Genomic DNA, 16126 nt, shown 5'->3' with positions numbered 1-16126 from the left:
CCTTCGCGCGCAATGTGAAAGCCGCTAATGGCATAGCTTCATTTTGCCATAGCGATTGGCGAAACAATAGCGCCTGTTGGCGTCGTGTTAACGTTCAGTTCCTGGACCTGGACCGCCAACCGCCGCGCCGTCTGGGTGTCGCCATACCCGCCAACCCTTCGTTCATCACTTCGTTCATGGGATGCTCCGGGTTGTTACCGACATATTGCGCGATCAGCAGGCGCAACGTTTGTCCCGTATCCTGTTCCATGGGCAAACTTAATGCCCAGTCAAGGAATATGGTGCGGCATTCGGGCTTGGTTATTCCTTCGATCTGGTACGCTTCAAAGATCAGGGCCTTTGGATCATTTGCGTCACCCTTCATGCGAGGTCCCCATTTGTGGCGTAAACTGACAACACCGTAGTCAGTATCTGATCGCAACGCTGGTACCTTTCCGCCAGTTTTGTCTCAAAAGCGTCAAACGATGGACAGTGCAACACATCCGTCAGAAAACCTTGGGCTGCGGGGGCAAGAGTTGCTGCGTCCAAAGGCTGATCAGACAATAGCCGCACCGCCGTATGAAGGTTTAAGAAAAGCGCGGCTGCTGCGGTTAAATCCGCAGCCTGCTCGGCAGAAAGAACCCCCAGATTCGCCAGATAGGCAATGCCATCGGCTGTTCCATCCATCGGCTTGCCGGTCAAAAGCGCGCCTGCTTGCGCCAAGAGCTCGATTTCCTGCAGGCGCCCGGGTCCGATTTTCGCTTCAAAAAGACCGGGTGGGGATTTGGCCTGCTGCAGGCGCTGTCGCATATCTGCGACCTCTTTCAACACGTCCCCGGTCTTTCGCGGCATTGACAAAACATTGCCCTTAAAGGCCGCCACGTCACGGGCCAGCGCCTGAGGCCCCGCGATGACATTCGCGCGCGTCAGCGCCAGATGCTCCCACGTCCACGCCTGATCGCGCTGATAACTTTGAAACGCAGGCCAGCTGGTCGCGACCGGCCCCTGATTGCCCGAGGGGCGCAGCCGCATATCCACCTCGAACAGTTTTCCCTGCGCCATTGGCGCGCTCAGTGCCGTGATGAGCGCCTGCGTTAAGCGTGCATAATAAACCCTTGATGCCAATGATTTCTTTCCGCCCGACGCTTCCACATCCAGCGGGTCGTAAATGACGATAAGATCAAGGTCGGACCCCGCATTCAACGTCCCCCCCCCAAGCGATCCCATCCCCAAAACCACGGCCCCGCGCCCGGGCGCCGCCCCGTGTTTGAGCGCAAAGTTATCAATCACGATCGGCCAGAGGACCGCCAGAACTGCGCGCGCCAGATCGGCGTATTGCACACTGGCTTCCTGCGCCGATATCAACCCGCGCAGCAGATGTACGCCGATGCGAAAATTCCATTCCTTGTGCCACCGACGCGTTGTATCAAGGCGCAATTCATAATCCGTTTCACGCGCCATTTCCTCTTGGAGGGCCTGTTCCAAGCCTGCCTGTTTTGGCCAGTCTGAAAAGAAATCACCTCCAATCACCGCATCAAACACACCTGCATTGCGCGACAGATACTGCGCCAGCGCAGGTGACGTCCCGGAAATGTCGATGATCAGGTCTGTGAGTTGGGGGTTCGCATCCAGCAGGGAAAACAACTGCACCCCAGCGGGCAAACCCGCCAGAAACCCATCAAAGGCAATCAACGCATCCTGCGGACGCGCTGTGCCGGACAGACGCGCCAGAAGATCCGGCTTGACCCGATCAAAAATCTGCCTGCTGCGCGTGCTTCGAAGTGCGGGATAACTAACCCAACGGTTCAGGATGGAGACATCCAGATTGGCCTGCGGTGCCGGTGCGTCAGGCTTTGAGGGCGCGAAAAATCCTTCGGTCATTTCATGCACCGCCGCCAGCCGCCGTCTGAGGTCTGCTTGCAGAGTTTCCACGTCGGTGGCCATCATCGCGGCGAGGCGCGCAAAGTTCTCGTCTGTTTTGGGCAGGGTGTGGGTTTGCGCATCCTGCACCATCTGCAACCGATGCTCGACCGTTCTATGCGCCACGTAGTGATCGCTCAATGCTTCGGCGACGTCGGATTCGACCCACTTCTTTTCAGCCAGAAGCTCAAGCCCCTTGAGCGTCCCCCGGCAGCGCAATTCCGGATCACGCCCGCCCGCGATCAATTGCCGGGTCTGGGTGAAAAACTCGATCTCGCGTATGCCACCCCTCCCCAGTTTCATGTCATGTCCCGGCAACGTGATCGGCCCGCCAAGACCTTTGTGTTCGCGAATGGCCAGCCGCATGTCGTGTGCATCCTGAATCGCTGCGAAATCCAGATGCCGCCGCCACACAAAAGGTGTGAGCGTCTTGAGAAACCTGTTGCCCGCGCTCTCATCCCCCGCCGCGACGCGCGCCTTGATATAGGCGGCACGCTCCCAGGTTCGGCCCAGACTTTCGTAATACTGCTCTGCGGCCTCCATTGCGATGCAGACCGGCGTGACGGACGGATCGGGGCGCAAACGCAGATCGGTTCGAAACACATAGCCCTGCGCGGTAATCTCGCTCAACGTTGCCGCCATGGCACGGGTGGCGCGGGAAAAGGCCGAACGCGCCTGCTGAAACGTGTCTGCGTCAAAACGGGTCTCGTCGAACAGGCAAATCAGATCAATGTCTGACGAATAGTTCAGCTCATGCGCGCCCATCTTGCCCATCGCCAGCACAGCCATTCCTGCGGCGTCCTCGGCATCGCCCTCATCCATACCGGGCAATTTGCCACGCTGAATCTGGTGGCGCACCGCTGCCTTCAACGCGGCCTGACACGCAGCATCCGCAAGGTCCGTCAAGGCGCCAGTGACCCGGGCCAGTGGCCACGCCCCCCCGAGATCAGCCAAGGCCGACATCACCGCAACCCGTCGTTTCGAGCGGCGCAGACCATTTGCCAGCGCATCCGGCGCATGTGACGCGGTGGTGGCAAGTTCATCCGCGACGGCTTTGTCTATGTCCTCAAAAGCTGTCCTGAGCCACTCCTGCTCCTTTTCAATCAACCCGGCAAGATAAGGGCTACAGCCCGCAGCACCCGCGATCAGAGCGCTGATCTCCGGTCCGAACTCTGGCAGAAGCGCGGCAACGTCCTGCCCTTTCTGCGTATCAAAGGGCGTTGGCACGCGGCGAATGGCATTGGATAAATTCATATCAAAGGTTTCGCTGTGTGACTGGTGAAGGTCAATCGAATGGCGTCAAAACCACCGAAAAATTTATGCGGGTGGATGAGATGATAGAAAAAAACCAACCACAACGATGAAAAAATTCACCTTAATATATTGTTATTTAATAGATTTATAGCCCAATGTAAAAAACATTCACATTTCCCCTTGTGCAAACACGTAAAAAGCACAATCTATCTAATGTGAAAGGCATTCACATACCGGGCCGCCCGGTCGGTTCAACACCAAACGAAAGGCATTTACATGACGACCCTCACGCAGACCCCACCCTCCGCACACCAGCCCGGCTGGTTGACACGCGCCGAATATTGGCTCGACTCGAAAGGCAAAGGCGCGTGGATCGCCGCCATGGTTCTTGGATTCATCCTGTTTTGGCCAATCGGCCTTGCCCTTTTAGCCTATATGATATGGAGCAAACGCATGTTCACTAAATCCTGCCGCCAAATGAAAACGCAATTCGGCCCCATGCGTTCTGTGACACAGCCGTCCGGCAACAGCGCTTTTGATGCCTATAAGGCAGATACGTTGCGCCGGCTGGAAGAAGAGCAAGGCAAATTCGAAGCCTTCCTTGAACGCCTGCGGGACGCTAAAGATAAAGCGGAGTTCGACCAGTTCATGGACGAGCGCGCCAAGAAAAGCGAAGAACGCGCCGCAGAGGCGTGAAGCCCGCAAAACAATGGCTTCCGGAGGTTTTGTCCGGGGGCCAATCCTCGCACAGAAAGCACGAAGATGTCCTCGACACCCGATCCACATGCCCAGCCCGATTTCTACAAAGACGTCCCGCTCAAGCGCCTGCTCGCTTGGGTGATTGACGCTCTGATCACGCTGCTGGCTTGTATCATTATCCTCCCATTCACGGCGTTTACGGGCATCTTTTTCTTTCCGTTCCTGTTTCTGGTGGTGGGGTTCGCCTATCGGTTTGTCACCATCGCAAACAGCTCGGCGACCTGGGGTATGCGTGTCTTCGCCATCGAGTTGCGCCAGTCTGATGGCGGTCGGATGACCCCGGCCAGTGCTTTTGCCCATACCCTTGGCTACACGCTCAGCTGGACAGTGCCCGTTTTTCAGTTGATTTCGATTGTTATGATGGCTGCGACAGAGCGTGGACAGGGCTTGTCTGACCATGTTCTGGGGACCGTAATGATCAACAGACGTGCGGTAATAAGTTAACCTTTGTTATCTTGCCATTTGACCAATGTCCTTGCTAGTCTGCCCCTGAAGACCGGCTAGGAACTACATGCGACATACGTTACCGATAGCACCGCAGTTTTACGTCACGGCCCCTCAGCCGTGTCCGTATCTTGACGGCCGTATGGAACGTAAGCTGTTCACGGCGCTGCAGGGTGAAAGCGCGGACAAGCTGAATGACAGCCTGTCCCAGCAAGGGTTTCGCCGATCGCAGAATGTGCTGTACCGGCCGTCTTGCGCGGAATGTTCGGCTTGTCTGTCAGCACGCATTGATGTATCCGAGTTCGCACCCTCCCGCAGTCAAAAACGGACCATCAGGCGCAACCACGATCTGGCGCGGCGCGCGACATCGCCCTGGGCGTCAGAAGAACAATATGATCTGTTCCGCTCCTATCTGGACAGCCGTCATGCGGATGGGGGCATGGCGGATATGGATGTCTTTGAATTCGCCGCCATGATCGAGGAAACACCGATCCGCAGCCGCGTCGTTGAGTACAAGAATGAAAGCAACGGTGCACTCGTCGGGGTGAGCCTGACGGATGTGCTGTCAGACGGGCTGAGCATGGTCTATTCATTCTATGCACCAGATATGACGAAACGCTCAATGGGCACCTATATGATCCTTGATCACATAGAAATCGCACGCGAAGCCGGGCTTCCCTATGTGTACTTGGGATACTGGGTGCCGGGCAGCCAGAAGATGGGCTACAAGTCAAAGTTCGCAGGTCTCGAAGTCTATATCGGGGGAAGCTGGCAAAAAGTCGAAAACCCCGCAGAATTCACGGCAGAAACGCATCCACTATCGACCGATCCCATCGCAGAGCAGGTCGCGAACATACAACTGCCGGATACGCGCCCGACGCGGTAGCAAGACCAATGATAGCGGTCCTCAATCGTATTGGATAATGACAGCTTCAAAATCGCAATCGCTGGTGACAACCGTATGGTGCCCTTTGCCATGGGTATCCTGCATGTGCCACACGTCGCCCGGTCCAATGTCCTGACACATCCCATCGCTGGCCGTCACCCGTACCGCCCCGGCAAGGCAGATCAGTTTCTGCGCAACAGGCGTGGGGTGAACAGGTTCGTTCCACCCTGCCCTGAGCCGTAAGAAAAGCATCTGCCTGACTGCATCCGGCCGCGACACCTCGATGGATTTGGCGGGTGGTGCAAAGCTTTTTTCTTCCAATGGAACTTCGACGATTTTCCAGTGGCTCTCACCATCGGGATCGGAATAGAGTTTGTGGTACTTCACTAGAGCGTCTGACGAAATACCTGAAACATCAAGTATCACGTAACGCGTTGAAATCTTTGATTTCAGGCAGCGTTATGTGATTCAGGTTTTTCGCATGACGCTTCAAATAACCTTCCGCTGTCTGAATGCGCTTCGAGATATTACTGCCAAGCATAGTCTCAAGGAACACAACCACACAAGAAAAAGGGGGCCCGAGGCCCCCCTTATGATTGCTCGTCTTCGAGCTTTTAGTTCGGGATCAGATCCGGGATGATCGTGACAATGCCCGGGAAGGTCCATAGCAGGGCAAGACCGGCGACCTGGATCAAGACGAAGGGTATGATCCCGCGATAAATATGCCCGGTCGTGACCTCTTTTGGGGCCACCCCGCGCAGATAGAAAAGGGCGAACCCAAAGGGCGGTGTCAGGAAGGATGTCTGCAGGTTCACGGCGATCATGATCGTGACCCATTTGGGATCGAACGTGCCGCCGTAAATGACCGGCCCAACGATCGGTATCACGATGTAGATGATCTCAAGAAAATCGAGCACGAAGCCCAGAACAAAGAGCACGAGCATCACGATCAGGAAGACCGTGAATTCATTATCGAACGACTTGAGGAATTGCTGAATGTAATGTTCTCCTCCAAAGGAGATCACCACGAGGTTCAGCAGTTGCGAGCCGATGAGAATGGTAAAGACCATACTCGTGACCTTGGCCGTTTCCCGCACAACCGGCGACAGGATGCCGGATGTGTAGAGAATCCAGCACGAGAACAGCAGCCCGAAGATTGCATAGAGATAGGCACCATAGGCCACGAAGAACGCAAACCAGCTTTCAAAACCCACATCATCGGTGTTGACGCGCAAATCGAAATTGATGCCGACCAGAATACAGACGATGATCGCCAGCGTAGACCAGATGATGACCTTGGGCGTTTTGTCCTGATCCCGCAGCTTGCGATAGGCGGCAAGCATGATGGCACCACCGGCCCCGAGAGCCGCCGCGGGTGTCGGGTTGGTAATGCCGCCAAGGATCGAGCCGAGAACAGCCACGATAAGGATCAGCGGCGGGAACACGACGCGAATGAGCTCATTGCGCGCGCAGATTTTCGTCGCATAGACCACACCATACATCAGTGCTGCAAATGGCAGGGCCAGAATGACGACCGTCGCACCGGCTGATGTTGCAGGCGAAATAGCGATAATATCGAGCAGTATGATCACGACTGCCCCCATCGCCCCGATGAGCAGCGGTTTGGTTGGCGATGAGGGTGAAACACCCCGCGCCGTGGTCAAAAACAACCCTGTGAGAATGAGGATGATCGCGATCCCGGTCCCGATGGGTGCGGCGTCGTCGATTTTGTCTTGCAGTGCTGTGACGAGTTCTTCTTCGGTCAATGCTTGGGACGCCTGAATGCCACCCGCCGCATCAATATCAACCTGCTGTGCTACCGCCGCGTCCCAAGCCTCCTGACCGTGCAATTCGATCATCGAGGCCTGACACTGCTCACTGACCGTAGTCCTCAGCGATGCCCCCTCACCTATGTCCGAAAAGCGCGAAACATCTGTCGATTGGCTGCCGACCATGCCGAGGTTCCCCAGCAGGATGGTGCCGACGATGATGAGAACCGGTGCGCCAAGGAACCACGTGAAAGCTTCGTTTCGCGTAATGGGTTCAGCGTTCGTGCTGCCCATCTCAACCGCCGGGGCCTTGTCGGGGTTCAGCAGTGCGTAGCCGAATGCATATAACGCATAGAGCAGTGCAAGCATGATACCCGGCAGCAATGCGGCCTGAAAAAGTGTGCCAACGGAAAGGACCGCAGGTTCCCCCAGATAGGTAAGCGCATCCGTACAGCCCGCCAGACTCGCGCGGCGTTCCTGTGCCGCGGAATACAAATCCCCCGCCAAGGTGCCGAGCAGAACGATCACGATGGACGGCGGGATAATCTGGCCCAAGGTGCCGGAGGCCGCAATCACCCCCGTTGACAGCTCAGGCGAATAGCCGTTGCGCAACATCGTGGGCAGCGCAAGCAGACCCATGGTGACAACAGTCGCGCCAACGATGCCGGTCGACGCCGCCAGAAAGGCCCCCACAACGACGATGGACACGGCAAGACCACCGGGCAGCGGCCCGAAAACCCGCGCCATGGAGGTCAGCAGGTCATTGGCGATCTTGGAGCGTTCCAGCGTGATGCCCATCAGCACGAACATCAAAACAGCCAAGAGTGTCTCGATCGACTGACCGGCCAGCACACGTTCGTTCATGCGGTTGACGACAAAGGACACGTTGCGATCCAGCGCCACTTCCCACCCACTGGGGAATACCGGCTCGCCGATACGCGGCAAATCCGGGTATCGGAAAATCGATATCGTGTCAGCCTTGACGCCTGAGTTTACCAGATCACGATAAACTTGGCTGCTGGTGTCTATGGCTTGGTGGATCAGCAATCCGGCGCTGTCCAGCGCTGCGATGATCCCGAAGGAGATAACCCCCGCCCCGGCGATGGCAAAGGCCACCGGAAACCCGGAAAGAATGCCACCAAAGAGGCAGATGGCTACGATGATCAGGCCAACTTCTACGCCGTCTAGACCGAAAAACATGGGCTTTGTCCCTTATACGTCACGCGCTTGAGGCGCTTGTTCTCGCGTTGTTACGCGCGTTGTCAGTGCGTGCCCTCATAGGCTTCTTCACCGTCACCGAGGCTGTCCTTATCGAGGTATTTGCCCGCGCTCTCTTCGCCTTCGCGCCACTCCTGAAAGGAGCGGAAGAACATGGCCATCGCCTGCAGGAACACCATCGCGGTGAACATGCACAAAAGCACCTTGAAGAGGAAATAGCCGTTGAACCCGTTCGGGCTGAAGCCGATGGTTTCAACATTCCAGCGCAACGCGCGGGATTTGTTCAGCAGACGGTCCAGCGTATCGGATGCAGAGGGGTTCGGCACAATCAGGTGACGCCACATGAAGAACCACCCGTAAAGCCAGATGATCACCGCGACGGGCATCATGAAAAACAGCGCCCCGAACATGTCGATGACTTTCTTGGTGCGGAACCGGACTGAGGAATAGACCAGATCAACGCGTACATGTCCGCCCTGCACAAAGGTATATGCCATGCACAGACAGACAACCATCGCGTTGTAAAGCTTGAGTTCTTCGGCAAACCAGCTGATGTCGAACTGCAGCGGGATACCAAAGCCAAAGGAAATATCCGGGCGCGTGAAAATCCGCTGCATGAACACGATGATGATCTGCTGGACCACCATCAAAAGACCTGCCCAGGCAAAGAAGCGCCCAACCGTATTGGCAAAGCCTTCAAGGACGCGCACGTAGCCCCACATGATGTTGCCACGCCAGACCCCGATGCCGAGCATCACAAGGAAGGCGGTGAACACGACAAAGAAAAATTCGACCGAACCGCCGTAATAGACAAAGCGCATGATGGCTTGCTTGTCCGACCAGTCCAACCAGAGCGAGGGATGCGCGAGGGCGTAGAAAAAGTTGTAAAATGAAAGTGCGATGTTGCTCAAAAACCAGAGCACTCCGTCCAACAGGATTGCAAACCCGCCTGTCGTAGCCACTTCTTCTTCCATTTTCCCCCCTTCTTTGATCCCGTTTCACATGCGGGTCAAAGCGTTGTTCTAACCCAGTGTCACCCCGGGATGTCAGGCATGCAAGGGGCCAGAGAAATCCTGGCCCCTTACCGTTTCTTTACAAATGGTTAACCGGCTGCAAGCACGCGGTTACGCTGCTCTACATAAAAGCCATCCGACTTGAGAAGCCAGTCAGAGCTCTGCGCCAACGATTCTTCGAAGGAGGTACGGATTTTGGCGAACAGTTCGTCGCCCATGTTTTCATCCATGACCGTTTTGGACGCGGCACCAAAGGCATCCCAGACATCGTCCGGGAACTGCAGCGTCTTCACACCTTGCGACTGCAGGCGCGCCAGTGCAGCACCATTGTTGGACAGTGTTTCCGCCAGCTGGGTATGCGTTGTCGCCATTGCCGCGTTCGAGATGATCGCCTGATGCGCAGGCTTGAGCTCATTCCAAACATCAAGGTTCATACCGGCCGCCAAAGCGGAACCCGGTTCGTGGAAACCGGCGGTGTAGTAAACCTTGGCAACTTCCTGAAAACCCGCGCGTTCGTCCGCAAAGGGACCAACCCACTCAAGACCGTCGAGGGCACCGGAGGAGAGCGCCTGATACAGTTCGCCACCGGGAATATTCTGGACCGAAGCGCCCAACTCGCCTAGTACCTTACCGCCAAGACCCGGCATCCGGAACTTCAGACCGTTAAAGTCAGCCGCTGAATTGATCTCATTGCGGAACCAACCACCCGACTGGGAACCGGAGTTCCCCGCGATGAAGGATTTCAGGTTGAAGATTTCGCCCAGTTCGGTGTGCAATTCATGTCCGCCACCGTGGTGATACCAGTTTGTGACTTCCTGCGCGGTGCCGCCAAATGGCACGGCCGTGAAATAGGCATAGCCCGGATGCTGACCGATGAAATAGTAATCCGCCGAGTGATAGAGATCCGCCTGTCCAGATGACACCGCGTCAAACACCTCAAAGGCACCAACCAGTTCGCCCGGCGCTTTTTTGTCGATTGTCAGCTGCCCATCGGACATCGCATCAACCATATCGTTGAAATAGGTTGCCGCATCGTCCAGAACCGCAAAACCGCGGGGCCAGGATGTGACCATTGTCAGGGTACGGTTGCCTTGTGCGTAGGCAGGTGCCGCCAGTGTCGTGGCCGCAGCGGCAGAGCCGCCAAGTGCAGATGTCTTCAGAAATGAACGACGATCCATAAAGATACTCCTCCCGATTATATCGCCTGTCCGCTCCTTGTGGCGCACACGGCTTGTGAAGTAGACGCGAAAGTAGCGTGATCGGCGCAGAAGGGAATACCTAGTACTGCGTAGATTTCGCACCTAATCCACCGTTTGCTCTCGTTTTAGGCGAGCAAAACCGCGTTACACACCACATACGCGTCGCGATTCTGGCGAAAGCCCTGTTTGTGGCCCTTTGATTCGGTTCCCTTTCGCCGTAGCAATGAAGCATGAAGCGGTTCTTGCCTCTTTTCCGACCGAGCTATGCGCAAAAGCTGTCGCTTTTGGCCACGGTGCCCTTGATTGCAGCAGTTGCGGCCATCGCCGTTCTTGTGGCGTTTCAATCGCGTGCCTTGGCCGAACGTGAGGTCCGCGCGCTGGAGACCCAGTTGCTGCAGGCCAAGAAAGCGGAACTGCGCAATTATATCACGCAAGCGCGCAATGGGTTTTACTTCATCTACGGCAACGCCGCACCCGACGATTCCGACGCCAAGAACCAAGTCGCGCAAATCCTGTCGGCCATGATTTATGGCACCGATGGCTTCTTTTTTGTCTATGATTATGATGGCAACAGTCTGGTCAGCCCGCGCCAGACCCAACGCATCAATCAGAACTGGCTCGAAGAAACCGATACAGAAGGCACGCCAGTTGTCGCCCGCCTGATCGAAATAGCACGGCAAGGTGATGGATATCTGACGCATCAGTGGCCCAAACCTTCCACCGGGGAGGACGCGCGGATGATCACCTATGTGACCAGCTTTCCCAGTTGGCGATGGGCCGTCGGCACGGGCGTGTTCATCGACGACGTGCTGGCCACGGTAGCAATAGCGCGCGCCGAGGTTGAAGCACGCGTACAGCAAACCTTTATCTACATCGGTGCAATTACACTGGCCGCCCTGCTGGTCGTTTTCCTGACGGGCATGGTGCTGAATATCCGCGAACGCCGCCTTGCGGATGCCAAGCTGAAACGGCTGACCCAGAGGGTTCTGGACGCACAGGAAGAAGAACGCGGACGCGTGGCGCGAGAATTGCACGACGGCATCAGCCAGATCCTCGTCGGAGTGCGCTATGCCCTTGATACGGCGCGGCGCAAACTGGAACGCGGTGATCCCAGCGCGGCGGAGCCTTTGGGCAAGGGCATCGAGACATTAGGCGAAGCCATTTCTGAGGTGCGCCGCATCAGCCGTGACCTGCGCCCCGGCATGCTGGATGACCTTGGCCTTGGTCCGGCGATCAAGAACCTGACGGATGCGTTTGGTGAACGCACAGGCCTGCGGACTGAATTCAGCACCGTTGTGTTTAGAAACAGGCTCGATTCCGATGCAAAGATCGCACTTTATCGCATTGCCCAAGAAGCACTCACGAATATCGAGCGGCATGCGCGCGCCACGCAAGTCAGCGTTGATCTGCGCGGCCATGCGCAAGGCGCCACGCTGCGGATCGAAGACAACGGCTGCGGGTTGAACAATGGATCAACGCACCCGTCCCAAGGCCTTGGCTTGCGCAACATGCAAGAAAGGGTCGAGCAATTGGAAGGTGAATTAAACGTATTCACAACGCGCTCCGGCATTGGCACGGTGGTCGAGGTTACCGTTCCGTTGTCCCATTTGCTGCCGCCCGAACCCGAAACTTCTCAGCCCGAAAAACAAAAGCAGACTGCATGACACCAACATCCCCTGACCCGATCAAAGTCCTGATCATTGATGACCACCCTATGGTTGCGGAAGGCATCCAGTCTATTCTCGAAAGCTATGAAGATCTGCGTGTGGTGGGCAGTTGCAATTCGGCGCGTGAAGCGATTGCGCAACTGGATCACTTTGATCCGGATGTGATCCTGATGGATCTCAACATGCCGGATATGGGCGGGCTGACCGCGACCGAGATTGTGCTGGAACGCCGCCCCGGCACGCGCATCCTGATCCTGTCGATGCATGACAGCGCTGAATATATCTCATCCGCGCTGAGCCATGGTGCCATGGGATATATCCTCAAGGATGTGCCCACCGACGAAATCAAACAGGCCATTGATGCCGTCATGGCGGGCGATCAATACCTGTGCACCGGGGCCAGCGGATCGCTGCAACCCAAGGAAGGCGAAGTCCGCGAAGCGCTGACCGGGCGTGAGCAAACGATTCTGCTGCAACTCGCGCAGGGCAAATCGAACCGGGACGTTGCGACAGCCCTCGATATTTCCGTGCGAACGGTTGAGACGCACCGCAAGAACATCAAACGCAAACTGGGCATTTCCAGCACAGCAGGTCTGACGCGATATGCGATGGAACACGGCGTGCTGCAGGGCACCGGCGTCAGTCTGTAACAGGCGCGTTTAACGCAGCTTTTCAGGATGGATTGCAGGGGCAACCATAGACGCTGTGACATCGTGAATGCACTTGGATGCAGTGAGGTTTTGTGACATTCGTCTTTGAAAGTTCGGATTGTCGTCGTACAACGCGGGTCAGCCTGTGATTGTTGCCGTGAAGGAAAACAGAATGTCAGACGCCCCTGCGCTGCCCCTCGTCAAATTACCCGAAACCATTGTAGCTCTGGCCTTGTTTGCGGCGGCGATCATAATCGGCGTCTTGACCGGTTTGCGCGGTATTGAGCTGGCGGACCTCGTGCGTGATCCCGCCGCTATTTACAAATACCCATCCTATATCGGTTTCTTTTCCCATGTCGGCGTGGCCTTGATGACATCGACAGCGGCTGTTACCGGCTTTGCGGTCGCAGTGATGCGCGGCTCTTTCTCCACAAGCCGCGGTGTTCTTCTAGCGGTTTCAGTCTTATCGGCTCTTCTCGTGATCGACGATGTTTTCATGTTGCACGAAAAGGCCTCGCGACTGGGAGAAGTCGCAGTCTTCGGCGTTTACGGTCTGTTGGGCTTGTCTGTCTGGTTCAGGTTACGAAAAATCGACAATCAATATGACATGCGTGGATTAAAGGTCGCGCTGTTTTTTCTTGGATTGTCGGTATTTACGGATGTATTTAAAATTTATGGCCCCTTCGCACATTGGCTGGAGGACTTTTCGAAACTTTCGGGATTTGCTGCCTGGCTTGTGTTTTGGTCCGGCTTTGCGTCGCACAGCCTCACATCCCGGCGGTGACCCCTGATGCGAAGGCGCTGAGCTAAGCGGGCATCCAACGGTCCAGCTTTTTTTGCCTGCCGACTTTTCAGAATCAACAACGCTTAGCCGGTAAAGCTACGATTTTGGCTTTAATTCCTTCAAATGACATCTGAGCGAAATAATATTACTGGTTTTTCTCACTCAGAGACATATTTTTCTGCGCATCGGCTGTTGACGTACTTGTCAGCCGCTCATAATGTCTCGCGCAACACAACGGAGTCTTACGGAATGAACGACCTAGTGGTCATTGTAGGAAACACGCGCATGGGCCGGTAACGGTAGACCATAGTCTGACCCATGCGCCCCCGCCAAGATCGGGGGCTTTTTTGTGCGCAACAGGTAACTGGCCCATCGGGGCCAACACGGAGAGAATACTATGACACGTCAAATGTCCGGTGCGAAAATGATTGTTCAGGCCCTGATTGATCAGGGCGTGGATACCGTCTTTGGGTATCCGGGCGGCGCAGTGCTGCCGATTTATGACGAGGTCTTTCAACAAAACGCGATCCGCCACATTCTGGTGCGCCACGAACAGGGTGCTGTTCATGCAGCCGAAGGCTATGCGCGCGCCACTGGTAAACCGGGCGTTGTTCTTGTCACCTCCGGCCCCGGTGCGACCAACGCGGTCACCGGCCTGACGGATGCGCTGATGGATTCCATTCCGCTGGTGGTTCTGACCGGTCAGGTGCCGACCTTCATGATCGGCTCTGACGCATTCCAAGAAGCGGACACCGTGGGCATCACGCGCCCCTGCACCAAGCACAACTGGCTGGTCAAGGAAACCGAACGCCTGTCCGGCGTCATCCACGAAGCATTTCATGTCGCGACCAGTGGGCGCCCCGGCCCCGTTCTCGTCGACATCCCCAAGGACGTGCAATTCGCCACCGGCACCTATTCGCCGCCCAAACCCTCCACCTCGCATTACCAGCCCAAGCTGAAAGGCGACATGGAAGCGATCACCGAACTGGTGGCTGCGCTTGAAAAGGCCAAGAAACCGATCTTTTACACGGGCGGCGGCGTAATCAACTCAGGCCCTGCAGCCAGCCAATTGCTGCGCGAACTGGTGAAGGCCACAGGCTTTCCGATCACCTCTACGCTGATGGGCTTGGGGTCCTACCCGGCATCCGGTGAAAAATGGATTGGCATGTTGGGGATGCATGGTTTGTACGAAGCCAATATGGCGATGCATGATTGCGATCTGATGATCAACATCGGCGCGCGGTTTGACGATCGGATCACGGGGCGGCTCGATGCGTTCAGCCCCAAATCCATCAAGGCACATATCGATATTGATCCCTCGTCCATCAATAAGGTCATCAAGACCGACATCCCCATTGTCGGCGACATCGCCCATGTGCTTGAGGATATCCTCAAGGTCTGGAAATCCCGCGGGCGCAAGACGAATTCAGAGGCGGTCGCCAAATGGTGGGCGCAGATCGAGCAGTGGAAGACAGTGGATTGCCTGAAGTTCACCCAAAAAGGCAAGATCATCAAACCACAGTACGCGTTGGAACGGCTCGAAGCGCTGACCAAGAAATATGACCGCTACATCTGCACCGAAGTCGGCCAACACCAGATGTGGGCCGCGCAATATCTGGGCTTTGAAGATCCGAACCGCTGGATGACCTCCGGTGGTCTGGGCACGATGGGCTATGGCTTCCCCGCGTCGATCGGTGTGCAGGTCGCGCACCCGGATGCGCTGGTGATCAACGTGGCGGGTGAAGCGTCGTGGCTTATGAACATGCAGGAAATGGGCACGGCCATTCAATACCGCCTGCCCGTCAAACAGTTCATCCTGAACAATGAACGCCTCGGCATGGTGCGCCAGTGGCAGGAACTGCTGCACGGGGAGCGCTATTCACACAGCTGGTCCGACGCCCTGCCCGATTTCGTGAAACTGGCCGAAGCTTTCGGGGCCAAGGGCATCCTGTGCTCCGACCCCGATACGCTCGATGACGCCATCATGGAGATGCTGACCTATGACGGACCTGTCATCTTTGACTGTCTGGTGACGAAGCACGAAAACTGCTTCCCGATGATCCCGTCGGGCAAGGCGCATAACGAAATGCTACTGGGGGAAGCGGATACGCAGGGTGTGATAGATGCCAAAGGAAGCGTTTTGGTGTGATCAAACAAAGCTCGCTTTATACGATTCTGGCCACTGCGGTTTTGGTAGGTTGCGCTGCCCCCAATCAACAAAACGGTGTAGAAATCCGACAGGTCTCGAAAATCGTTCTGAGTAAAACCGGCATGGAAAAGTACGTGGAGTTCCGCCAAACAGCTCCCGTTTACAGCGCAATGTATGTAACATCGGACGGCCGTGGGGGCGGTCGGTCGCGTGGCGATAAAAACTTGGTACAAAGCAAAGAGAACGCGTTAGAAAATTGTCGGTACTTTAATCCAGAAAAATCGTGCATTCTATACGCGGTTGCGGTTCCAGAAAAGAGCGAAACATACGAATGAAAGAACTGTACCGAAACCGCGCAAAAACTGAATTTGCCAGACTACGGAAAACTAGGTGCAGAGCGCACACGTCGAAGTGCAAAAGAGCGGAAAAGAACTT

At 56.0% G+C, this 16126-nt stretch carries 14 protein-coding genes; 8 read left to right on the top strand and 6 right to left on the bottom strand.

What is annotated here, in order from left to right:
* Nucleotides 1–94: 94 nt before the first annotated feature.
* Complete coding sequence (locus K5Q35_RS03085) at nucleotides 95–364, bottom strand: hypothetical protein (protein ID WP_220798389.1); 270 nt, start codon at nucleotides 362–364, stop codon at nucleotides 95–97.
* Nucleotides 361–3153 carry a glutamine-synthetase adenylyltransferase gene (locus K5Q35_RS03080; protein ID WP_220798388.1) on the bottom strand — a complete coding sequence of 931 codons (2793 nt, stop codon included), beginning with the start codon at nucleotides 3151–3153 and terminating at the stop codon, nucleotides 361–363. The genes K5Q35_RS03085 and K5Q35_RS03080 overlap by 4 nt, the downstream gene beginning before the upstream one ends.
* A gap of 276 nt (nucleotides 3154–3429) precedes the next feature.
* Here K5Q35_RS03080 and K5Q35_RS03075 point away from each other — a divergent pair, with 276 nt between their 5' ends.
* The 3 genes from K5Q35_RS03075 (at nucleotide 3430) to K5Q35_RS03065 (ending at nucleotide 5242) form a co-directional block, all read left to right on the top strand.
* A complete protein-coding gene (locus K5Q35_RS03075) occupies nucleotides 3430–3849 on the top strand; it encodes a DUF2852 domain-containing protein (RefSeq protein ID WP_220798387.1) in 420 nt (139 codons plus the stop codon).
* 66 nt (nucleotides 3850–3915) lie between these two features.
* Nucleotides 3916–4356: an RDD family protein gene (locus tag K5Q35_RS03070; RefSeq protein ID WP_013961563.1), complete on the top strand. Its 441-nt coding sequence runs from the start codon at nucleotides 3916–3918 to the stop codon at nucleotides 4354–4356.
* Nucleotides 4357–4423: 67 nt separating this feature from the next.
* Nucleotides 4424–5242 (top strand): arginyltransferase, encoded by an 819-nt coding sequence (locus tag K5Q35_RS03065; protein WP_220798386.1) that lies wholly within the window; start codon nucleotides 4424–4426, stop codon nucleotides 5240–5242.
* A 21-nt stretch (nucleotides 5243–5263) separates the two neighbouring features.
* Here K5Q35_RS03065 and K5Q35_RS03060 read toward each other — a convergent pair whose 3' ends face one another.
* The 4 genes from K5Q35_RS03060 to K5Q35_RS03045 all read right to left on the bottom strand — a co-directional run bounded on the left by K5Q35_RS03060 (nucleotide 5264) and on the right by K5Q35_RS03045 (nucleotide 10420).
* Nucleotides 5264–5629: a cupin gene (locus K5Q35_RS03060; RefSeq protein WP_259650439.1), complete on the bottom strand. Its 366-nt coding sequence runs from the start codon at nucleotides 5627–5629 to the stop codon at nucleotides 5264–5266.
* 227 nt (nucleotides 5630–5856) lie between these two features.
* Complete coding sequence (locus tag K5Q35_RS03055; protein WP_013961560.1) at nucleotides 5857–8211, bottom strand: TRAP transporter large permease subunit; 2355 nt, start codon at nucleotides 8209–8211, stop codon at nucleotides 5857–5859.
* A gap of 62 nt (nucleotides 8212–8273) precedes the next feature.
* Nucleotides 8274–9203, bottom strand: coding sequence for a TRAP transporter small permease subunit (locus K5Q35_RS03050; protein WP_013961559.1), 930 nt, complete (start codon nucleotides 9201–9203; stop codon nucleotides 8274–8276).
* Nucleotides 9204–9331: 128 nt separating this feature from the next.
* Nucleotides 9332–10420 (bottom strand): TRAP transporter substrate-binding protein, encoded by a 1089-nt coding sequence (locus K5Q35_RS03045; protein ID WP_013961558.1) that lies wholly within the window; start codon nucleotides 10418–10420, stop codon nucleotides 9332–9334.
* A 251-nt stretch (nucleotides 10421–10671) separates the two neighbouring features.
* Between K5Q35_RS03045 and K5Q35_RS03040 the strand changes: the two genes are divergently transcribed.
* The 5 genes from K5Q35_RS03040 (at nucleotide 10672) to K5Q35_RS03020 (ending at nucleotide 16026) form a co-directional block, all read left to right on the top strand.
* Complete coding sequence (locus K5Q35_RS03040; protein WP_013961557.1) at nucleotides 10672–12105, top strand: cache domain-containing protein; 1434 nt, start codon at nucleotides 10672–10674, stop codon at nucleotides 12103–12105.
* Nucleotides 12102–12758, top strand: coding sequence for a response regulator transcription factor (locus tag K5Q35_RS03035; protein ID WP_013961556.1), 657 nt, complete (start codon nucleotides 12102–12104; stop codon nucleotides 12756–12758). Before K5Q35_RS03040 ends, K5Q35_RS03035 begins: the two co-directional genes overlap by 4 nt.
* A 172-nt stretch (nucleotides 12759–12930) precedes the next feature.
* The gene (locus tag K5Q35_RS03030; protein WP_220798384.1) at nucleotides 12931–13542 is read left to right on the top strand and encodes a hypothetical protein; all 612 of its coding nucleotides are present in this window, start codon (nucleotides 12931–12933) and stop codon (nucleotides 13540–13542) included.
* A gap of 397 nt (nucleotides 13543–13939) precedes the next feature.
* A complete protein-coding gene (locus K5Q35_RS03025) occupies nucleotides 13940–15691 on the top strand; it encodes an acetolactate synthase 3 large subunit (protein ID WP_220798383.1) in 1752 nt (583 codons plus the stop codon).
* The gene (locus K5Q35_RS03020; RefSeq protein WP_044025252.1) at nucleotides 15688–16026 is read left to right on the top strand and encodes a hypothetical protein; all 339 of its coding nucleotides are present in this window, start codon (nucleotides 15688–15690) and stop codon (nucleotides 16024–16026) included. Before K5Q35_RS03025 ends, K5Q35_RS03020 begins: the two co-directional genes overlap by 4 nt.
* Nucleotides 16027–16126: the final 100 nt, after the last annotated feature.

This window comes from Roseobacter sp. OBYS 0001 (assembly GCF_019654895.1).
Lineage (GTDB): Bacteria > Pseudomonadota > Alphaproteobacteria > Rhodobacterales > Rhodobacteraceae > Roseobacter > Roseobacter litoralis.
The sequence above is the reverse complement of the archived record's forward strand: the minus strand, read 5'-3'. Positions and strand labels throughout refer to the sequence as shown.